The following is a 21627-nucleotide window of genomic DNA, read 5'->3' on the forward strand; positions in this document are numbered from 1 at the left end:
GATGACCGCCCATCCTCCTTTCGCTGACATTGCCTCGCTCTGGCAGGAGACAGCTGCCGACCGCCCGGTCTTCGGTGCGCTGTCGGGCGGTCGTCACTACGACGTTGCCATTATCGGCGGCGGTTACACCGGGTTGTCAACGGCACGCTACCTTGCTCGCCGCGGCCTGTCGGCCGTCGTGCTGGAAGCAAGCCGTATCGGCTGGGGCGCAAGCGGACGCAACGGAGGGGTGGTCTCGGGCAAGTTCCGGCTTGCCTTTTCCGAAATTGCCGGACGTTACGGCATCGACACGGCCCGACGTATGCATGATCTCGGCATCGAGGCCATCGATCATGTCGGAGAGCTTGTCGAGGATTACGGCATTGCCGCAGCCGATTATCGGCCAACGGGGTCCTTGCGCTGCGCGCATAATGCAGTCTCGCTCACTTCGCTGAAGAAGGAAGCCGAATGGCTGCATCAGGCGCTCGGTGATCGCGCCTGCTCCATTTTGTCGGCGGCCGAAATGGAGGCGGAGACCGGCTCACGAGATTTTCCGGGCGGCATGCTCAACACCCACGGCGGCATCATTCATCCGCTCAATTTCGTGTTCGGCATCGCTGCCGGTCTAAAAAAGTCGGGCATCGATGTCTTCGAAAACACCCCGGTGACGGGTCTCCGCCGCGAAGGATCCGGCGTAGTCCTGGAGACACCGGGAGGCACAGTCACGGCCCGGCAGGTGGTGATTGCCACCAATTCCTATTCGGACCTAACCCCTGCCACGTCAACGGTACGCAAGGCCATCATCCCCTTCCGTTCGGCAATGATCGCCACGGCGCCGCTTTCCGGACTGTCGGGCAGAAAGCTGCTGGCGAACGGCCGCAGCTACACCGAAACCCGTCGGATGATGCGCTGGTTCCGCAAGACGGGCGACCGCCTGCTCTATGGCGGTCGCGGCGCCTTCGGCAAAACTGATTCTAAGGCCGCTTTTTCGGCGCTGCACCGGGCGATGGTACGGCAGTTCCCGGAACTTGCGGGCGTTGACGTCACCCATCGCTGGTCAGGTCTGGTTGCCATGACATTGGACAGCATACCGCATGCGGGCCGGCTGGATGACCGTATCGTCTATGCGGTCGGCTACAACGGTACCGGCGTGGCATTGGCCTCCAATATGGGCAAGCACATTGCGGCTATCGTCGCTGGTGAGAGACCCGATCTCGGGCTTCTGACTTCTGAACGGCTCAAACCCGTTCCTTTCTATCCCGTCAGGGAACCTGCTGTCCGGCTTGTCGCCGGCTGGTACCAGTTCCTCGATGCAATCGGGCGCTAAGATCCGGCATTCAAACATCAAAACGGGGTTCGAAGCCCCACCACAAGAGGAGAACGGACATGATACACACACTTTCCACACTCGTGCTTTCCGCTTCAGCCATCGCTTTTTCCGCCGGTATCGCCTCGGCCGAACAGATCACGTTCGTCTCACAGGGCGGCGCCTATCAGGAGGCACAGACCAAAGCCATTCTCGATCCGGTCGCTGAATTGCTCGGTATAACCGTCAATCAGGACAGCGCGCCGGACGCCTGGCCTGTCATCAAGACCCAGACCGCGACAGGGAAACCGATCTGGGATGTCATCGATACGCCGACGCAAGACTGCATCCGCGGTGGCCAGCAGGGCATGATCGAGCCTCTGGATTTCGCCAAGATCCCCAATGCCGAGAAGATGCCCGCCGAGTATAAGAGCGCCTATTCCGTTGCCTATGAGTTCTATTCCAGCGTGCTGGCCTACAACAAGGACAAGTTCGGCGACACGCCGCCGCAGACCTGGGCGGATTTTTGGGACGTGAAGAAGTTTCCGGGAACGCGCGCGCTACGTAACCACCCGCTGGCAACACTTGAGGCCGCACTTCTCGCAGATGGTGTCCCGGCCGACAAGCTCTATCCGCTGGATGTCGGCCGCGCCTTCAAGAAGCTCGAAGAAATCAAGCCCTACGTCACTGTCTGGTGGACGTCGGGCGCCCAGTCGGCGCAACTTCTCGCCGATGGCGAGGTCGATATGGAAATGGCCTGGAACGGCCGCGTGACCGCAGTCGCCAAGGAAGGCGCTCCGATCAGCTACACCTTCAACCAGGGCTTCCTGCAATATACGTCGCTTTGCATCCTGAAGGGTGCGCCCAATCTCGAGACGGCGGTCAAGTTCGTCAATGCGGCCATGACGCCGGATATCCAGGCCAACTTTCCCGCCTATATCGACTACGGTCCGGGCAACCCTGAAGCCTACAAAACTGGCAAGATCTCGCCGGAACGTGCGGCAGAAATGCCAAGTTCACCTGAAAACGCCGCCAAGCAGGTGCTGGTGTCGGACGAATGGTGGACTTCGCCCGCAGGCGAGGAAGCACAGAAGCGCTGGGCATCCTTCATCCAGCAGTAATCTCCGGTGAATTGAGGAGCGTCATGATGACCACGTCGACGAACAATCCATCGATGCAGCATGATCGCAAGGAGCAACGGCTAATGCTGTTGCTTCTCGCGCCGGCGCTTCTCGTCATCGTCTCGTTGCTGATCGTACCGCTTGTCTGGCTCGCCTGGCAGTCGATCTGGCAGGACGGCGGATTCACCGTTATAAACTACCAACGGTTTTTGACCGATTCCGTCTACTGGATGACGTTCTTGCAAACCTTCCGCATCGCCGTTGTTGTGACGCTCGTGACGCTACTGCTCGGCTATCCCCTCGCCTACGTGGCGGCGGCCCTGCCCCAGCGGTGGAGCGTGCTGGTTCTGGCAATGGTGCTCCTGCCCTTTTGGACCAGCGTACTGGTCAGGGCCTATGCGTGGCTCATCCTGTTACAGCGGACGGGCATCGTCAATTCCGCCCTCAAGAAGACCGGCTTGATCGACACGCCCTTGCTGCTGATCAACAATGAGTTCGGCACGGTACTGGCGACGATCCATATCCTCCTGCCATTCATGGTTTTGCCGCTCTATGCCACGATGAAGAAGATCCCACCTGAACTCACGATGGCAGGCGCCAGCCTCGGCGGCTCGCCATTGCATGTCTTCACCCGGATCTTCCTGCCGCTTTCGCTGCCCGGAATGATCGCCGGCATGGTTCTGGTCTTCGTCCTGACCCTCGGCTTCTACATCACGCCGGAACTGCTGGGAGGCGGACGGACCTATATGGTTTCCATGCTCGTGTCCCGCAATATCCAGGTCTACAACGAATGGGGCGCGGCTTCGTCGATCAGCGTGGTGCTGATGCTCTGCGTCTTCCTGATCTTCCGGCTGGCAAGCATGCTTATTCCGTTTGAACGCATCATGGGAACGAGGTGACGCATGCGCATATCCACCATTTTACTTTACGGCTTCGTCGCGCTCATTCTCGCCTGGCTGATCATTCCAATCATCATCATTGTGCCGATGTCGTTTTCAAGCGCCCGCTTCCTGACATTTCCGCCGCCATCCTGGTCGTTGCGCTGGTATGAGGCCTATCTCGGCAACGCCGCGTGGATGCAGGCTACGCGGGTCAGCCTCATCGTTTCGGTTTCGAGTGCTATCCTGGCAACAATTCTCGGCACGGCGGCGGCCTATGCGCTAAACATGACATCCTCCCGCCTTGTGCGCAGCCTGCAGATGCTGTTGCTGCTGCCGCTCGTCGTACCGATCGTGATCACGGCCGTCGGCGTCTTCCTCGTCTATGCGCAAGTGGGTCTTCTCGCCAGCATGACCGGATTGATCCTCGCCAATACGATGCTCGGCCTTCCCTATGTGGTCATCTCCGTACTTGTGGGTCTCCGAAAATTCGACCCGACGCAGGAAATGGTGTCGCGCAGCCTCGGCATGAACCGGCTGCGCACCTTCTTCGTGGTCACCCTGCCGCAGATCCGCCCGAGCGTAATTTCCGGCATGCTGTTCGCCTTCATCTCGGCCATTGACGAGACCGTCGTGTCGCTGTTCATTGCTGGCGGCGAGTACCAGACGCTGACCAAACGAATGTTCACGGCACTGCGCGACGAGATCGACCCGACGATCGCGGCAATCAGCTCATTGCTGACGGCGATTTCCTTCATTCTGGTAATGCTGGTGGCGCTCAATGCCCGCAGCGCCGATCGCAAGCAAGGCAAGGTGGCATGATCGCCGATCACCTGATCCTTGGCGGCGGCTCGGCAGGCTGCGTACTGGCAGCACGGCTGTCGGAAGATCCGCACAGGACGGTTGTTCTGGTCGAGGCCGGACGCAACATCGCTGCCGGCGACATTCCCGAAGCGGTGCGCAGCCGTTATCCCGGCCGTGCCTATCTCGACACCCGCAACATCTGGTCCTCGCTCACCTCGCTGATGGGCTATTCCAGATCAAACACCGCGCCACCGACACCGCGCCGTTACGAACAGGCGAAAATCCTTGGCGGCGGTTCGGCGATCAATGCGTTGATGGCCAATCGCGGCGCACCCTCCGACTACGCGGAATGGCAGGCGCTGGGTGCCGATGGCTGGGGTTGGGAAGACTGCCTGCCCTACTTCCGCAAGATCGAGACCGACCGCGATTTCGACGGTCCCCTGCACGGAACCGACGGACCGCTGACGATCCGTCGGATCACGAGCGAGAAGATATCGCCCTTCGTCGAACGCGTCATGCAGACACTTGAGACGCGCGGCCACCCGATTCGTGCTGACCAGAACGGTCCCTGGCAGGACGGTACCTTCCGGGGCGCAATTGCCGTCAGCGACGCCGGCGAGCGCCTGCCCACCTCAATCGCCTACCTGACACCGCACGTCCGCCGTCGTCCAAATTTGCTGGTTATCACCGACAGCACCGCGACCCGCATCCTGTTCGACGGTATAAGGGCAGTTGGCGCCGTGATTGCCGGTGCTGTGTCCCGGACGATCATGGCGCGGGAGGTCATCGTCGCGTCGGGCGCCATCCATTCGCCAGCTTTGCTTTTGCGCTCTGGTATCGGCCCCGGCGCCGATCTGTCGGCACTCGGCATTCCGGTCATTGCATCGCGTTCCGGCATCGGCCGGAACCTGATGGAGCACCCGTCCATCGCGGTCGCCGCTTACCTGCCACCATCGATGCGGGTGCGCGACCGGGCCGAACACCACGAACAGGCAATCTGGCGCTTTTCCTCTGGCCTGCCTGATACGCCGCAGGGCGACATGCACGCAGCGATCTTGTCGCGCTCCGGCTGGCATTCAGTCGGGCTGCGGATGGGCAGCCTGTTCTTCTGGGTCAACAAGTCCTATTCGCGCGGCGTTTTGAGGCTTGCGTCTACCGACCCGCTTGTCGAACCCGAAGTCGATTTCCGGATGCTGTGCGACGAACGCGATCTAGAACGGCTGAAGATGGCGCTGCGCATGGGCGCGCAAACCCTGCGCGATCCGCATATGAATGGCTATAGAGGGACAGTCTTTCCCTCAAGTTACTCTCCACGCGTCGCGAAAGTCGCCGCCCCTGGAGCCTGGAATGCACTGCAGCGCGGCGCGCTGTCGACAATTCTTGACCTTGCCGGGCCGCTGCGCGCAGCGCTGATCCACTCTGCCGTCACACTCGGGACCTCCATTGACGGTCTGATCAATGATGATGCGGCATTAACCGAATTCGTCCGCCGGCATGTCGGCGGAACCTGGCACCCCTCCGGCACCTGCCGCATGGGTGCACCCGCCGATCCGATGGCCGTGACCTCGCCGTCCGGCCGGGTCTATGGCGTCGAGGGACTGCGGGTGTGCGACGCATCGCTGATGCCGACCATTCCCTGTGCCAACACCAACATACCGACAATCATGATCGCCGAGCGCGTCGCCGATTTCATCCGCAACGGGCAATAACGGCGATGGAGACAGCAATGAAGAACGCACAGAAATTCTACATCGATGGTGAATGGGTCGAACCGATCGGCCAGCTCACGCTTGATGTCATCGATCCGGCCACCGAACAGCCCTTCGCGACCATCGCCATGGGCAGCGCCGCAGATGCGGAGAAGGCGATTGTCGCCGCCCGATCCGCTTTTGCCGGTTTTTCCGAAACCTCGAAAGCCGAGCGCCTTGAACTGTTAAAGCGCATCCTCGTCATTCTCACACATCGCAACGATGAGATCGGCGATATCATTTCCAAGGAGATGGGCGCGCCGCTTGCTATGGCCCGCAGCCAGCAGGCCGGCATCGGACTTTCCCATTTCACCGAAACGATCAAGGCGATGGAAGTCTTTGATTTCGACTATATGCAAGGCACCACGCGGATCCTTCACGAACCCGTCGGTGTCGTCGGCATGATCACGCCCTGGAACTGGCCCATCAACCAGATCGCCTGTAAAGTCGCCCCGGCCCTTGCCACCGGCTGCACCATGGTGCTGAAACCCTCGGAAATCGCGCCACTCAACGCTATCCTCTTCGCCGAAATCCTGCATGAGGCAGGTGTCCCCAAAGGCGTCTTCAATCTCGTCAATGGCGACGGCCCAACCGTCGGAGCCGTGCTCGCCAGCCATCCCGGTATCGACATGATCTCGTTCACCGGTTCCACCCGCGCAGGCATTTCCGTGGCGCAAGCCGCGGCGCCCACGGTCAAGCGGGTCCATCAGGAACTCGGCGGCAAATCCCCCAATATTGTGCTCCGCAGTGCCGATCTTGAGGCTGCCGTCAGTTCTGGTGTTCGCCGGTGCATCGACAACTCCGGCCAGTCCTGCAACGCGCCGACCCGGTTGCTGGTGCCGATGGAGCGCATGGACGAGGCCATCACCATCGCCAGCAGGACGGCGGATGCCATCACCGTCGGCGCGCCATCCAATCCCGCCACCGATATCGGCCCTGTGGTCAGCCAGCTGCAATTCGACAAGATACAAAGCCTGATCCGAAAAGGAATCGCGCAAGGTGCCGAACTCGTTGCCGGCAGCCCCGATCGCCCTGCCCATTTGAATGCCGGCTATTATGTCCGCCCGACCGTCTTTGCCCGCGTTACCAGCGAGATGACCATTGCGCGCGAGGAGATCTTTGGGCCGGTGCTGGTCATTCTCGGCTACGAGACCGAGGACGACGCCGTCGCCATCGCCAACGACACGCCCTATGGACTGGCCGCCTATATCCAGGGCGATCCGGCCGAGGCACGCGCCTTGTCGCGAAGGCTGCGCGCCGGCGTCGTGCGCCTTAACAGCTCCGCCTGGGATGGCGCCGCCCCCTTCGGCGGCTACAAGCAGTCTGGCAATGGCCGCGAATACGGCAAGTTTGGCCTGCACGAATTCACCGAGATCAAGGCCGTCGTCGGATACGCCGACAACTAGAAATTTACAGGCCCAAGCCGGACAGACGGCCGCTGAGGAAACCACTCCCATTCGGATCGACGGAAAGCGTGACCCTTTAGGAAGACGATATGCTGCAGTTGAAAGATCCAACCCTGTCCCCTGACGGACACCGACGCGGACTTGATCGAAATCTGCAGCCGGTTCAACGCAACACCGCGCAAATGCCCTGGCTATCGAACGCCTGCAGAAGTTTTCCGCAAAAAAGTTCTCGCGCATCTGCTTGCGAAGAGTTCGCCGAAACGTTTGTCCGCGACCACTCCCCCGTGTCGCCGACTGTTAATCGAGCCATTGCCGGTCCGAACCGTCTGATTTCGCGGCGGACCTGATCCTCATTGTTGACCATGGCCCCGACCGATGGATCGTCACGTCCGTAGCAGGATTGCAGCATGACCCGCTCGGCCCTGGCAGGGTCCGCACGGGCCCCATAACGTTCGGGACGTCTTGGCGACGCACATCCTGAAACTCAACGGCTTATATGAACAGGCGAGCTATGCCATTCAGGATGCGCCGGAGATGGTTCAACAGCACTACGGGCGTTTCCTTCCACAAGATAAGGCGGCACTGGCAACGAAGATATTGAACCGAGCTGGGAAGCGGTGTGAAGGCAACCGAGCTGGCGATGTTGTAAAGGTCGCCAGCGTCCAATAAGCAGATCCACTCTAACGAGTGATCCCTGCTCAAGCGTGATGATTGCGCCGCAAGCTATGCATTCGAAAGAGCATGGTTACAGAGTTAAGCTCTTGATGAAAATCGAACCTTTGGCCTATTTATTGTCATGAATTGAGAGGCAAGGGATCGGTGAAAGATGGTGAATACTGTCCCACCTTCGTGCTGAAGGCGCCCCCAATCGGGATGAAGAACTTCGTCTCGCCATGCGCCAATACCTCGGCGTCGCGTGAGCGATCATTTCCTTAAATTTTTCTCCAGACCGGAGTCCCAAGTCCAAACAGTCAATCGTCTAGATCACGAGTGAATGTGTAGCCATTCCTCGTGATGAACTTGCGGCGCCTTGAACGCCGCACGATTGGGGGTTTTTATGACTAAGACTAAATCCGTCTCGCGCGGGGCTGGGGCGAGCCTCAAGGCGGTGTTTCTGGCGGGAACAGCACTCGTGATGCTGAGCCCCATGCTGCCGGCAATGGTGCAAGAAGCTGCAGCACAGGCGTCCGAGCGAGCGATCGCGGTGCGGCCCGGTCCGTTGACGCCGGCGCTGAACAACCTCGCCGCCCAGACCGGCCTGCAAATCCTGTTCGATGCATCGGTCGCCGAGGGGAAGACGACCCGTGGTGTGAACGGCACGCTGACGCCGGAACAGGCGTTGAGGACGGTGCTAGCCGGAACAGGCGTGGATGCCCGCTTTGCAGGAAGCAACCAGGTGACGCTGCAGACCGGTGCGGCCACTTCCGGCGCGACAGCTGACGGCACCACGCAGCTTGAGGCAATAACGATTTACGGCGCCCGCAATGCGTCGACGTTGGGTGCCACGACCAGCAGCGTTGCCGTCGTCAAGGCCGAAACCCTTGTCGAAAGCCAGATTCGCACGACGCAGGACACCTATCGTCGCATGGCAAACGTACTGGACAGCGCCACGGTCAACGCCGGGTTCGTCATCCGTGGCATGAGTTCTGAAGGTCTCGTCCCGTCCGGCGGGCCGGCCGGCTCAGTCTATGTCGACGGTATCGTTCAGACGCGTTACAATGCCCGTTTCGGGGCACGTAACCTCTGGGACGTCGAGCAGGTTGAGGTCTATCGCGGCCCGCAATCGACGCTTTCGGGCCGTGCGGCCATGACCGGCGCCATCTATATCAAGTCGAAAGATCCGACCTTCGACAGGCAGGTCGAACTTTCCGGCACCGTTGGCAGCGACGACCTCGCGGGCACGGCCTTCATGATGAATACGCCCGTCGTCGAGGATCAGATAGCGCTGCGCATCTCGGGCGCTTTCCAGCGTTCGCACGCCCAACCCAATTACTCAAATTTCAGTATTTTTGACAATTTCGATGACCTTACGACCGACATCAGTGGTGTGGTTCGCGCCAAGGTGCTGATTACTCCCTCGGAAATGCCGGACACCCGCGCGCTGCTCACTTACTCCTACTCGAAGGACCGACCCAACGACGCGCTTGTTGGCCTCGATACGGGCCGCGGCGACTTCAACGATTCCCCGGTTACCTATACGGAATATCGCTGGACGGAAGCGCACAATGTCGGCCTCGAGGTTGCGCATGATTTCTCGAATACGCTGCGCTTCACCTCGCAGACCGGCTATCAATATGGCATCAACAACCGGCGCTCCATCGACTACGGCACGCCAGGAGCCATCTATGGAAGCACTGGCGAAGATGACAACTCCATCTTCACGCAGGAGTTCCGCCTCAACTACGAAGGCGATCGCTGGAAATGGGTTGCCGGCGTTTACGGCAGCCACGAGGTCTGGGATGGCGCGACAGACTTCATCGTAGACTATCCCGGCTTTGGGCCGGTGCAACTCAGCGATACGCAGAATCGCAGGACATCGAACTTCGCCGTCTTTGGTGAAGCTACCTATGAATTTACGCCCACGTGGTTCGCAACCGTTGGCGGTCGTCTCGATTACCTGAAAGACAAGGACTACCAGCGAAATTACTTTGGCCTGATCGATCCGTCTGCCGTCCTGACGGGTACTCCGTCATCCCTGAACGAATTGAATTTCGTGCCGAAGGTGGGCATTTCCAAGGAGCTCAGCGATACACAGACGGTCGCATTGACCTATACGCAGGGATTTCGCTCGGGCGGTTCCTATATCGATCGTCTGGATCCGACCAATTTCAAGGTCGCCACATACGATCCGGAGTTTTCCCAGAATCTGGAATTGTCCTACAAGGGTACTTTGTTCGACGACCGGCTGACACTCAATGCAAACCTGTTTTATACGAAATATGACGATCAACAGATAGAAATCCGGCCGAACTCGGCCTTACCGGGCTATCGCATCACCTCCAATGCAGCAATGTCGAGAGCCTGGGGATTCGAAATCGAGCCGACCTACGAGGTTACGGATCAATTCACGGCCTTCACGTCCATCGGTTATCTCAATACGAAGTTCATGGAATTCAACCATGCTTCCATCGGCGACCAGTCAGGAAAGGCTTTTCCTGAGGCCCCGGAATTAAGCTGGGCTTTCGGTGGACGTTATGAGTTCGACAACGGTGTCTTCGTTGGCGCTGATGCCAAGTACACGACAAGCTACAATTCGCGCTTCGGCACGAAGGGCATGTACGATATCGACTCGCGGTTTATCGTGAATGCGCAGACGGGCTTCAAGAAGGATAATTGGGAAGTTACCGCCTTCGTGGAAAACCTCACGGACGAGAAATATTTCACGATCGTGGATCGCGACGCGGCAAAGCCCTTCGGCCAGCAGGGCAAGGGTCGCTCCTACGGCCTGAACGTCCGAGTGAAGTTCTGACGAACCCGGCTGTGGGGCGTCTCGCCGCACAGCCTTTTCCACCCTGCAGGATTCCCGCCCTTCCTCGAAAGGTGAAAATTCTGCAATTCTTTGTTTTTACGCATTTTCCGGACGTGAACTGCTACGCACATTTACTGGAAATGCCCTAGCCACGAAATGATACCTGCCTTGCGTTTCTGTCTCGTTCTTCTCGCCTTTCTCCTTCCCGCCTCGTTTTCGCAGGCCGCCTGCGAGGGAAAGGCCATAATCGAGGGGATTTACAATCCGCCTTTCTGTATTCCGGCGGACGTAAAGCGGATCGTGACGCTCGATCCGCTGATCACGCTTGGATTGCTGATCGAACTTAAGGCGCCCGTCGTTGCGACGCCCTATATGGCGATCACCGAGGATGAGGTTCTTGACGCGGTGAAGGCCCAGAAGATGGTCGATCTCGGCAATCCCAAGGAACCGAGCCTCGAGCGCGTGGCGGCGCTGAAGCCGGATCTTATCATCGGATCGGCAGAGGTTCACTCAGCGATTTACGAGCAGGCTGCACAGATCGCGCCAACCGTCCTCTTCAAGCATATGGACTGGAAAACTTATCTTCAGCGCCTTTCCGAAGTGACCGGCAGGGAAGGCGTGGCAAACGACGCACTCAAGGCTTACGACAGCCGCGTCGCCGGGATCCGCGCTCGGATGAAGGACCAGAACCTGACGGTCTCGACCGTCCGTTTCGCGCCAGACCGTTTCGTTGTCTTTTTGGATGGGCCTAACGCCTATGCCCCCTTTGCCGTGCTGCGCGAGGCAGGTGTGAAGCGCTCCGCTTACGAGACTGTCACCGATGGAACGATCGTCAAACGGCCAGATTGGGAGGAACTCGCCAATCTCGATGGTGACGTGCTGCTCTACGTTTCCGCCAGCGGTTTCGAAAGCGGCCCGGACGATGCGCTCGAAAAGCAGGTGACCGAGAACCCTCTCTGGCAATTGCTGCCAGCCGTTCAGGCCGGACGCGCCCATCGGGTCGATCGCGGTCCCTGGCAGAGTTTCCACGGTATCGGTTCGGCAAATCGCATTCTCGACGATGTCGAGCGATATGTACTGGCTGGTCAATGATCGACCGAAAGGCCGCTCGGCCCGTCACGGCCTGTAGCCTGCGGTCGCTTGCGCTTGCAGTGCTCCTCTGTCTGCTCATTCTTGCCGCCATGAACGCCGTTGCACTCGGTACATCTGCCATGTCGTTTTCCACCATAACGGCCGCTATTTTCCAGTTCGATGGGTCGCGCGACCATCTTCTCGTCACGACCATTCGCCTGCCCCGCGTCATTGCCGCACTGCTGTCCGGCAGTGCACTCGCTGTTTCCGGCGCCATCATGCAGGCGGTGACCAACAACCCGCTCGCCTCTCCCGGCCTACTCGGCATCAACGCCGGCGCATCAGTTGCCGTCGTTTTGGTGATGACACTCTTTGGCACGGGCATCGGCGACATCTATGTCTGGTTTGCCTTCATCGGCGCCGGCATCGCCGCCATCGTCGTCTATGCACTCGGTTCAATTGGCGCTGTCGGACACTCCCCGCTCGGGCTCGTGCTGGCGGGCGCCATCGTCGCAACATTCCTGACGTCGCTGACCACCGCAATCCTGATCTTCGACCAGAGTACGCTCGATGCAGTCCGCCTGTGGACCGCAGGCTCGGTGACGGGGAGAACCATGCCGCAGGCGAAAACCGTCGCGCCCTATATTCTCACCGGCCTCATCGCCGCCCTCTTTCTTGGCCGGCATCTCACGACGCTCAGCCTCGGCGCGGACGCCTCGCGTGCACTCGGACAGAATCCGGTCATTTGGCGCGGCGCATCAGTCGTCGTCGTCATCCTGCTTGCGGGCGGCGCCGTGGCACTTGCGGGACCAATCGGTTTCGTCGGCCTCGTCGTTCCGCATATGGTGCGCATGATTGCAGGTGTTGACTATCGCTGGGTTATCCCTTTTTCCGCGCTCGGCGGCGCGCTACTGGTTGTCGTTTCCGATACGGCCGGGCGGCTTGTCTTCGGAAGCCAGAGTTTTCCCGTCGGCGTGACGATCGCACTCATCGGTGCGCCGTTCTTCCTGTATCTCGCACGAACGCGGTTGAGAGGCGCGGCATGATCCGGCTTCTCACCATCCTCACCCTTCTGCTCGCCATCCTCGTCGCAGCAAGTCTCGCTTTTGGCGATGTTCCTCTGACCTGGCAGGAACTCTACAATGTCATCGTCGGGATGGGTGAGCCTGCTCCACAGAGCACGATGATCGTCTTCGATCTGCGTTTACCGCGAGCGCTTCTCGCCCTTCTCGTCGGCGTGGCGCTTGCGACCGCAGGCACGATCACGCTTGCGATCATGCGCAATCCATTGGCCGAGCCCGGTGTTCTCGGAATCAACAGTGGCGCTGCGGCGGCGGCCATGGCCGTCATCGTTCTGATGCAGAACCCGTCGATCGCGCTTTTACAGGCAGCGAGCTTCTTGGGTGCCGCCATCATGGCGCTGGCGGTCTATTGCCTTTCGTGGCGCGGCGGCACCTCCTCGCTCCGCATCATCCTTATCGGCATCGGCCTCTCCTCGCTCGCAACGGCTGGAACGACCTTTCTCTCCGCATTCGGCGACATCGGCGATGTACAGCGCGCCATGATCTGGCTTGCGGGCAGCGTTTACGACGCGAATATGGGCAAGGTCCAACTTCTCGCCCTATCACTCATTGTTCCGGTAGTGTTTGCCTTTCTCGCCGCGCGCGAACTCGATCTGATCCGCTTCGGCGATCATTCGGCCAAGAGCCTCGGTCAGCCAGTCGATCGCGTCCGCGGCCTGATGATCGTGCTCGTCACGGTGCTTTCAGGTGTTGCCGTGGCGGCCTCCGGCCTCGTCGGCTTCGTCGGTCTCGTCGCGCCGCACATTGCCCGGCGGCTCACGGGGGCATCGCATGCCCGGATACTCCCTGTCGCCGCACTTGTCGGCGCCTGCCTCGTCGTCGCCGCGGACCTCATCGGTCGCATCCTCCTGCCGCCGGTGCAACTTCCGGCCGGCATTGTCACCAGTCTCATTGGTGCACCTTTCTTTGCCTATCTTCTCTGGGGACGCCGCCATGGCCAAGGATAAGCAACTCCCTGCCAAGATTGCCGGCAAGGGCATCGACATCGCCTACGGCCAGCGCCGCATCGTCGAGCGGCTCGACCTCGCTATCCCGGAACGGCGCTTCACAGCGCTGATAGGGCCGAATGGCAGCGGCAAATCCACGCTTCTGCGCAGTTTCGCGGGGCTTATGAAGCCTTCCGGCGGCAGCGTTCTTCTCGATGGGCATGACCTGAACGACCTCTCGACCCGTGATGTCGCTCGCAAGGTGGGCGTTCTGCTCCAGGGGCCTGTCGCACCGGAGGGTCTTACGGTCAGCGATCTCGTGCGGCAGGGACGGTATCCATATCGCTCGCTTTTCAGTCGCTGGTCGGCGCAGGATCAGGAAGCATGCGATGAGGCACTCATGCTGACGGGCACGGCGGATCTTTCCGACCGTGCGCTGGACAGCCTTTCCGGTGGTCAGCGCCAGCGCGCGTGGATCGCAATGACGCTGGCGCAGCAAAGCGAAGCGATCCTGCTTGACGAACCCACGACGTATCTCGATCTCGAACATCAGATCGAGCTGATGAACCTCATTACGGCACTGGTCGCCAAGCACGGAAAGACGGTTGTCGCAGTTCTCCACGACATCAACCAGGCGGCCCGCTACGCCCAGCATATCGTTATACTCGACCACGGCAGGGTCGTGACGGCAGGAACGCCCGATACGGTCATCTCATCGGAAACGATCCTGGATGTCTTCAAGGTGAAGACAGTCGTGATCCGCGATCCCGTTGCGGGAACGCCGCTCTGCATTGCGCTGTGAGCACCACAGCCGTTACCGAAATATCACACCGCCCCCCGTTTTGATCATGCGGCCTGTCTAATGCGCAACCCCGAGCCAAAAACGTGGGAGATGGAATCGAGCAACGAAATCAGGCATAAAGATGAGTTTTTAACTCTTGATTTATCCAGAGGCCGTCCGTTGGTTTGGAATGTTTCTAACCTATTGCACTTGCATGGGTTTTATAGATTCGCTAGCCATTCTGTCTTCGAGATTCAGCAGTACTGATGCTGAACTGGCTGTTGGTTGGGAACTGTTTGCCAATGTCGAACTCTTCGCCCTCACCCCTTGTCTGGGACAGTGTTGACAGCAACGATCTGCTGAACCGGGCTATGGAAGCTTACTATGCCGACATTACGAACGCTGTTCGCAGACGCGGCCATCCATCATCCACTGCCCGGGATGTGGTGCACGATCTTTATGTGAAACTTGCCGCCAAGCCCGACGTGCTGCAACAAACACGCTCGATCAAATTCTTTCTTTGCCGGGCCGCCATCAATCTCGGCATTGACCGCCAGCGTCGCGAGACGAAAGAAGCCCGGCTGTTTTCCGGCTCGGAGCGTGAAGCCCTTTCGGTCGCGAGCAGCGGGCCCGCGCCTGATCAGGCGCTGGAAATCGAAGCGCGGCTTGCCGCGCTCCGCGAGGCAATCGCTGAATTGCCGGAACGGCGACGCCTCGTTTTCATCCTGCACCGGCTCCATCATCTGACACCCGACCAGATCTCCGTCAGGCTCAACATTTCCAAAAACATGGTGGACCGACATTTGCGCCGCGCCTTCACCCACTGCCTTGATCGTCTTCTCCAGTAAAACAAGAGATTCTCGCGTTCCGTGCAGAAAACCACTACGGATATTTCCCTGAATTGATCTAAGAGATCCCCCAATGACGACGTCGAACGTCTAAAGGTCAAGGTTTAAAGCTGGAGATGCCTGTGCCGGCCAACGGAGCGACGAAAGTTCAAAAAAAACGCAACCGCGAAGCGGCCGACTGGATCCTGCGCAATAGCGATGCCAACCAGTCGCCAACCGACAAGGCGCGCTTCAAGGACTGGCTTGACCGCGACCCGGAAAATTGTCGGACTTACAGCGCTGCTGAACGCCTGATGGGTGATGCCCGCCGGGCAATACAGTCGGATTCTGCGCTCGCCAACATCAAGGTGAAGCCCCGCAGTGCGGGAAAACCGGTCATCGCAGCGCTCTTGGCCATAGGCCTCGCGACGGGCGGTTTTTTCGCGTTCGATGGACCGATGCGCCTGGAAGCGGACATTATTGCCGGCACAGACGAAATGCCTGTCATCACGCTCGAAGACGGGTCTGAGGTTCAGCTTAATGCCTCCTCAACGATCGCGTTGGATTATACCAAGACCCGCCGTACCGTCCGCCTTCTTCAAGGCCAAGCCTTTTTTCGGGTCGCCCATGCTGTCGAAAGACCCTTTACAGTTGTTGCGGGGATGGCAACGGTTACTGCGCTCGGGACCGCTTTCGATGTCCGTTACGGCAACAACGACACCGAGGTGACCGTCACGGAAAATGCGGTCCAGATCGAAATCGACGGAGATGATACCGTCCGCGTCGGCGAGGGCGAGCAAGCGACTTTCGACCACGCGAAAAAGAAGATGGCCATTTTACCGGTGGACAGCATTGCTGCACTCGCCTGGAGGCGCGGCCAGATAGTGCTCGACAATGCTCCACTTTCCTACATCGTGGAGGAGATGAACCGGCATTTCTACGGTCGAATCGTCGTTGCCGACTCGGCCCTGGCTAATCGCCGCGTCAGCGGCACAATGAAGATTGCGGATACCAATGATGCGCTCGCTTTCGTGACGGAGGCTCTTCGCGTGAAATCGACGCGCCTGGGCCCTCTCATCGTCATTAGACAGTAAAAACACCAGTCTCGCCGTACTGACGTTCGATATTCGGATCGATCTGGCTCGGTGCTGCAGCCGCCCTATCAATGGCTTAGGGAAGAAACTGTCGCCGCCGACACTCACCTTTTTTCGGCCCAGCACGTCGTTTTCGGCGTCATGATACTGCGGATGACGGACACTGGCCGCCGGGTGCAGCCGCGTTCGTTATGTGTCCTCGGCTTGGATATGCATCAAAGCACCGCGCATGTTAGCTTGCCGATCACGATTCGGATTTGATGAATATTGTGCGACGATCACTAACAAGATGGCTGCCGCCCGCCTCTGCAGTCTTAACCGACGGCAGAACTCTCTAGCCATGATGGTGATCGCGAATGCTCTAAAGCAATGTGAAGAGTGTGATCTTGTATCCATAATCCGCAATGGGAATCTGGCGCCCTGCATCGCGATAACCGGGGTGAAATCGCTTCAATGAGATCCCGATCAGGCAGTTCGTGACTACACGATCTTCATATGAATAGACTGGATCCAGCGGGCCGGGCAGGTTCAAATTGAGATTGGATTTCGCCGCGCAGCCGCAGAGCGAGATCCGGGCTGTCGGAGGTCAGGTGGCCGATGCCGCGCTCCAGCCAGTGGCGGATCAGCGCCTCTTCGTTCAGCGTCCAGACGCAAAGCCGATCGAGCGGCAGCTTTTCGGTGATGAGTGTCCATTCTGCCGCCATCAGTTCATGATGGATAGCAACGATATCGACGAGGCCCTCGGCCATGTGCAGGAAGGTCTCAAGCCCACCCTGCTTTGCCGCCCACTCCGCATTGACTGAAACCAGCCGCGCGATCTGCGGGGCAACCCGATGGCATTCCTCGAGAACCGAAACGTCGAAGGACGTCAGGTGGCAGCGATTGCCGAGCCCGAAACGCTCGATTTCTGCAACGACCTTTTCGGTGATGCCCGGATAAGGCCGCTTCGCCTCGTCGGATTTGATCTCGACATGAAGCTGCTTGCCGTCCTTCTCCGCCAGTATGGCGAGAACCTCGGCAAGCATTGGCACGGTATCGGCCGAGCCTTCCAGATGGGCAGACTTGCGGGTCTGCGGGGTCAGCGACCGAACCAGGCCCGTCTTGTCCGTCGTCCGCTGAAGCGTCGCGTCGTGGATGACGACGAGTTCACCCGCATCAGTCAGGTGCACATCGAACTCAACCGCATCGACATCGAGCGCCAGAACGTTGCGGAAGCCGGTCAGCGAGTTTTCAGGCCAGATGTTACGGGCGCCGCGGTGGCCAGTGATCTTTGTCATCGTGATTGTCCCAGAGAAGGAGTTAGCGAAGTGTGGGGTCGAGCTTGTCGCGCAGCCAGTCGCCGACCAGCGAGATGGAGAGCGTCGTCATCATGATCACGAAGGCAGGCGCCAGCATGATCCATGGCGCTCGGGTGAGATATTCGCGGCCGAAGCCGACCATGTTGCCGAGGCTGGTTTCCGGCGGCTGCACGCCAAGACCGAGGAAGGAGAGCCCGCTTTCCATCAGGATGATTTCCGGAAAGGTGAGTGTCATGGAAACGATGAGTGTCGAGGCGACATTGGGTAGAATGTGGCGCATGTAGACGCGCGCCGGTGTTGCGCCGAGCTGCACCACAGCCGAAGCGTAACCCTGCGCACTGGCCGAAATCGCGAGACCTCGGGCGATGCGGGCGTAGCGTTCCCATCCGTAAAACCCCATCAGCCCGATCAGAAGCGGCATCGATGAACCGAAAAAAGCAAGAACCGCCAGCGACATGACGAGAAAGGGCAAGGCAGCCTGAAAATCCGCCAGCATCAAAACGAACTGCTCTACGGCTCCTCGGAATTTCGCAGCAGCAAAGCCAAGTGCCGTGCCGAACACAGCGGAAATGATTGTTGCACCAAAGGCGATTGTGAATGACACCCGGATGGATTGAATGAGACGCGAGAGCACGTCACGCCCAAGCTCGTCAGTACCGAGAAAATGCGCGGGGTTGCCCGGTAACGAAAGGCGAGCGCGTAAATCCATGGCAGTGACGCCGTAAGGCCGGATCATGTCGGCGAAGAACGCCACCAATATCATTGCGGCGAGCCAGGCTATGCCGAAGGTAACTGAGAATGGAATTCTGCGCACCTGCCGGATGAAACGAGTAAACAGGGAAGTGTCGGGCGCGGGGCGGTGGGTCATGTCTGCAATGGTCATCGTTGAAATCCTCAATGGGCGCTCTGGCTGCGTAGTCGCGGGTCCAGCCAACCGTAGAGCAGGTCTACGATCAGGTTGGACACGACCATGGTGGCTGCGATCAACAAAAGGATGCATTGCACGACGGCGAGGTCTCGATTGGTCACGGAGACCACCAGCAGACGACCGATGCCCGGCCATGAGAAAATCGATTCCACCACGACGGCACCGGCGATCAGTGTGCCGACCATGAAGCCGACGATAGTGACGATTGGCACGGCGGCATTTGGCAAAGCATGCCGCCAGACGACATCCTGCCATTTCATACCCTTGGCAGACGCCGCCCGAATATAGGGCTGGCCCATGACCTCGATCATGGCGCTGCGAGAAAAACGGGCCAGAATTCCGATGCCGCCGATGCTCATGGTCAGTGTGGGGAGGACACCATGCTGCCAGGTGTCCTGACCGCCGGAAGGAAGCAGACCCAGCGTGATCGAGAAGATCAGCACCAGCAACAGGCCCATGACGAAGGACGGAATAGTAAAACCGAAGATCGCGGCCAGAATGACACCGCGATCGACCGCACTCTGGCGATGAAGCGCTGCATAGACCCCGGCGGGTATGCCGATCACCACCTTCAGGAAAAGTGCCGGAACAGTGAGTTGCAGGGTGGCGGGAATACGCTCGATGACAAGCTGCATGGCGGAGGCCTTGTCACGCATGGACACGCCGAAATCGCCTGTCAGGATCGACTTGATATAGGCGAAATATTGAATCCATAGCGGTTGATCGAGACCCCAGGCCTTGCGGAAGGCATCGACCGCATCTTGCGGCACATCAGGGCCGAGCATGACCTGGGCAGGATCTCCCGACATGCGCAGAACGACAAAGGCGAAGGTCATCACCGCAATAATGGTAATGAGCGCGCGGAGAAGTCGGATGGACACGTAACGCAGCATTTTATGTTCCTTACGCCGCAACCGGCTGATCGACACCGGGCACCAGGTGGCAGGCAGCGGTGCGGCCACCAGAGACCTGCCGTAGTGCCGGAACGCTCGTGCGGCAGAGATCGACAGCCACCGGGCAGCGCGGATGGAAGGCGCAGCCAGATGGGCGATTGGCCGGGTTCGGTGGCTCTCCTTGCAAGATTACACGCCCCTGGAGCGGCTTGCCCGGCACCGGCACACTGGAAACCAGAGCCTTCGTGTAGGGATGCAGCGGTGTCGCGAAGATGACCTCGGATGAGGCCTCTTCGACAATGCGGCCCAGATACATGACGGCCACGCGGTCTGCGATGTTGCGGACCACCTTCAGGTCATGGCTGATGAAGACCATCGCAATGTGGTTCTTTTCTTGCATGTCGCGCAGCATATTGACCACCTGCGCCTGGATCGACACGTCGAGCGCCGACACAGGCTCGTCACAGACCAGCAGCTTGGGACGCGAGGCCAGTGCACGGGCAATGACGACACGCTGACGCTGGCCGCCCGACAGCTCATGCGGATAGCAGCCAGCCTGATCCGGTCTCAAGCCCACCGCGGACATCAGTTCGGCAACGCGGGTTGCCCGATGCTCCTTGGGAACGAGATTGTGAATAACGAGTGGTTCACCGATCTGTTCAGCAATGGTCAGCCGCCGGTCGAGAGCCGCCAGTGGGTCTTGAAAGACAAGCTGCATCTTTGCGCGAAGTGCACGCCATTCCGGCGTGCCGAGGTTCGGCATCGGTTTGCCCTCGAAAAAGGCCTGTCCCAATTGCGGCGGATCGATCCCGAGAAGCATGCGGCCAAGCGTCGATTTGCCGGAGCCGGATTCGCCGACGATGCCAAGCGTTTCACCCGACATGACGTTTAAGTCGACGCCATCGACCGCACGCACTGGCGCAGCTTTTCCGAACACGCCCTGACGAACTTCATAGGTCCTGACGAGGCCCTTCGCTTCGAGAAGAGACGCTGTCACGTCACGGCCTCCAGAACACCGACTTCGGAAACTGCTTTGAAGCCAATGGGGTGATGGCAGGAGAGAAGGCGGCGATCTTCCAAGGCGCGTAGATCAGGCTGACGGGTCCGACAGTCCACCGCCACATGCGAACAACGCGGAGAAAAGGCACAGCCGTGCGGCAGATCGCGCGGGTGCGGCACTGTCCCGGGAATGGGGATCAATCGCTCGCGGGGGCCATCCAAGCGGGGAATGGCATCGAACAGACCACGCGTGTAGGGGTGTTGCGGATTGTCGAACAGAGTCGCGATCGTCCCCTGCTCCACGATGCGCCCGGCATACATGACGCAGGCGCGTTCGCACACCTGACTGACGGCACCGAGGTCATGGCTGATGAAGATGGTCGCCATGCCGGTCTCGGCCCGAAGCGCGATCAGCAGATCAAGAATTTGCGCCTGGATGGTGGCATCGAGTGCCGTGGTCGGCTCGTCGGCCACCAGAAGGTCCGGTTCACCAGCAAGCGCCATTGCAATCATCAGGCGCTGACATTGGCCGCCGGAAAATTCGTGAGGAAAAAGATCAAATCGATTGCGGGCATCGGGAATGCCGACCATATCAAGAAGACGCAACGCCTCTGTCCTGGCGGTCTCGCCCATCAACCTGCGATGGATGGCGAGCGTCTCGGTGATCTGCCTGCCCACCCGCAGAACGGGGTTCAGTGAGCTGGACGGATCCTGAAATATCATCGCGATACGTTTGCCGCGCACACTTTCCAGAACAGAACGCGGAGCGCCCAGGATTTCCTTGCCGTCGATTTTCACCGAACCGGTGACTGTCGCTTTGCCCGGAAGAAGACCGAGCGCCGCAAGCCAGGTGACCGATTTACCGCAACCGGATTCGCCCACAAGGCCAATTGCCTCGCCGCGAGCAACATCGAGATCGATACCGTGCAGCACCTGAACGCCATCAAAAGCGACCTTCAGGCCGCGCAGTTCCACGAGATTGGAAGCCATCGGAGCTCATCTCCATTTCTACAACAA

The 21627-nt window shown here is 59.5% G+C and carries 18 protein-coding genes and 3 pseudogenes; 15 read left to right on the plus strand and 6 right to left on the minus strand.

Annotation, left to right across the window (positions count from 1 at the left end):
- Window position 1 precedes the first annotated feature (1 nt).
- From QSK43_RS06060 to QSK43_RS27105, 7 genes and pseudogenes are all read left to right on the plus strand, one after another.
- A complete protein-coding gene (locus tag QSK43_RS06060) occupies window positions 2-1306 on the plus strand; it encodes an NAD(P)/FAD-dependent oxidoreductase (protein WP_332302674.1) in 1305 nt (434 codons plus the stop codon).
- Between the two features lie 59 nt (window positions 1307-1365).
- Window positions 1366-2406: an ABC transporter substrate-binding protein gene (locus QSK43_RS06065; RefSeq protein WP_332302675.1), complete on the plus strand. Its 1041-nt coding sequence runs from the start codon at window positions 1366-1368 to the stop codon at window positions 2404-2406.
- 26 nt (window positions 2407-2432) lie between these two features.
- Entirely contained in the window at window positions 2433-3305 is an 873-nt protein-coding gene (locus QSK43_RS06070) for an ABC transporter permease (RefSeq protein WP_332302676.1), read from the plus strand.
- A 3-nt stretch (window positions 3306-3308) separates the two neighbouring features.
- Window positions 3309-4106 (plus strand): ABC transporter permease, encoded by a 798-nt coding sequence (locus QSK43_RS06075; protein ID WP_332302677.1) that lies wholly within the window; start codon window positions 3309-3311, stop codon window positions 4104-4106.
- On the plus strand, window positions 4103-5797 hold the full coding sequence (locus QSK43_RS06080) for a GMC family oxidoreductase (RefSeq protein ID WP_332302678.1): 1695 nt from the start codon (window positions 4103-4105) through the stop codon (window positions 5795-5797). Before QSK43_RS06075 ends, QSK43_RS06080 begins: the two co-directional genes overlap by 4 nt.
- 17 nt (window positions 5798-5814) lie before the next feature.
- Window positions 5815-7242 (plus strand): aldehyde dehydrogenase family protein, encoded by a 1428-nt coding sequence (locus tag QSK43_RS06085; protein WP_332302679.1) that lies wholly within the window; start codon window positions 5815-5817, stop codon window positions 7240-7242.
- 117 nt (window positions 7243-7359) lie between these two features.
- Window positions 7360-7482: pseudogene (locus QSK43_RS27105) on the plus strand (IS30 family transposase); the annotation flags it as partial.
- Here QSK43_RS27105 and QSK43_RS06090 read toward each other — a convergent pair.
- Window positions 7478-7678, minus strand: a pseudogene (locus QSK43_RS06090) (type IV secretion system protein VirB1); the annotation flags it as partial. The pseudogenes QSK43_RS27105 and QSK43_RS06090 overlap by 5 nt on opposite strands.
- On the opposite strand from QSK43_RS06090, the pseudogene QSK43_RS06095 reads away from it, so the two are divergent.
- The 8 genes and pseudogenes from QSK43_RS06095 to QSK43_RS06130 form a co-directional block, all read left to right on the plus strand.
- Window positions 7675-7911, plus strand: a pseudogene (locus tag QSK43_RS06095) (hypothetical protein); the annotation flags it as partial. The pseudogenes QSK43_RS06090 and QSK43_RS06095 overlap by 4 nt on opposite strands.
- A gap of 388 nt (window positions 7912-8299) precedes the next feature.
- Window positions 8300-10711, plus strand: coding sequence for a TonB-dependent receptor (locus QSK43_RS06100; protein ID WP_332302681.1), 2412 nt, complete (start codon window positions 8300-8302; stop codon window positions 10709-10711).
- A gap of 168 nt (window positions 10712-10879) precedes the next feature.
- Window positions 10880-11803, plus strand: a complete 924-nt coding sequence (locus tag QSK43_RS06105; protein ID WP_332302682.1) for an iron-siderophore ABC transporter substrate-binding protein — start codon at window positions 10880-10882, stop codon at window positions 11801-11803.
- A complete protein-coding gene (locus QSK43_RS06110; protein ID WP_332302683.1) occupies window positions 11800-12828 on the plus strand; it encodes a FecCD family ABC transporter permease in 1029 nt (342 codons plus the stop codon). Before QSK43_RS06105 ends, QSK43_RS06110 begins: the two co-directional genes overlap by 4 nt.
- Entirely contained in the window at window positions 12825-13811 is a 987-nt protein-coding gene (locus QSK43_RS06115; RefSeq protein ID WP_332302684.1) for a FecCD family ABC transporter permease, read from the plus strand. The genes QSK43_RS06110 and QSK43_RS06115 overlap by 4 nt, the downstream gene beginning before the upstream one ends.
- Window positions 13798-14592 (plus strand): ABC transporter ATP-binding protein, encoded by a 795-nt coding sequence (locus QSK43_RS06120; protein WP_332302685.1) that lies wholly within the window; start codon window positions 13798-13800, stop codon window positions 14590-14592. The genes QSK43_RS06115 and QSK43_RS06120 overlap by 14 nt, the downstream gene beginning before the upstream one ends.
- A gap of 281 nt (window positions 14593-14873) precedes the next feature.
- The gene (locus QSK43_RS06125) at window positions 14874-15419 is read left to right on the plus strand and encodes an RNA polymerase sigma factor (RefSeq protein WP_332302686.1); all 546 of its coding nucleotides are present in this window, start codon (window positions 14874-14876) and stop codon (window positions 15417-15419) included.
- Between the two features lie 116 nt (window positions 15420-15535).
- Entirely contained in the window at window positions 15536-16492 is a 957-nt protein-coding gene (locus QSK43_RS06130; RefSeq protein WP_442967786.1) for a FecR family protein, read from the plus strand.
- Window positions 16493-16983: 491 nt separating this feature from the next.
- On the opposite strand, the gene QSK43_RS06135 is transcribed toward QSK43_RS06130, so the two are convergent.
- From QSK43_RS06135 to QSK43_RS06155, 5 genes are read right to left on the minus strand one after another with little or no spacing between them, the layout of a single operon-like run.
- Window positions 16984-17769, minus strand: coding sequence for a glycerophosphodiester phosphodiesterase family protein (locus QSK43_RS06135; RefSeq protein ID WP_332302688.1), 786 nt, complete (start codon window positions 17767-17769; stop codon window positions 16984-16986).
- 22 nt (window positions 17770-17791) lie between these two features.
- Window positions 17792-18658 (minus strand): ABC transporter permease, encoded by an 867-nt coding sequence (locus QSK43_RS06140; protein WP_332302970.1) that lies wholly within the window; start codon window positions 18656-18658, stop codon window positions 17792-17794.
- Window positions 18659-18684: 26 nt separating this feature from the next.
- Window positions 18685-19611: an ABC transporter permease gene (locus tag QSK43_RS06145; protein ID WP_332302689.1), complete on the minus strand. Its 927-nt coding sequence runs from the start codon at window positions 19609-19611 to the stop codon at window positions 18685-18687.
- A 10-nt stretch (window positions 19612-19621) separates the two neighbouring features.
- Window positions 19622-20608: an ABC transporter ATP-binding protein gene (locus QSK43_RS06150; RefSeq protein ID WP_332302690.1), complete on the minus strand. Its 987-nt coding sequence runs from the start codon at window positions 20606-20608 to the stop codon at window positions 19622-19624.
- Complete coding sequence (locus QSK43_RS06155; RefSeq protein WP_332302691.1) at window positions 20605-21600, minus strand: ABC transporter ATP-binding protein; 996 nt, start codon at window positions 21598-21600, stop codon at window positions 20605-20607. The genes QSK43_RS06150 and QSK43_RS06155 overlap by 4 nt, the downstream gene beginning before the upstream one ends.
- Window positions 21601-21627: the final 27 nt, after the last annotated feature.

The sequence above is a fragment of the Rhizobium sp. GR12 genome (genome assembly GCF_036596185.1).
Lineage (GTDB): Bacteria > Pseudomonadota > Alphaproteobacteria > Rhizobiales > Rhizobiaceae > Agrobacterium > Agrobacterium nepotum.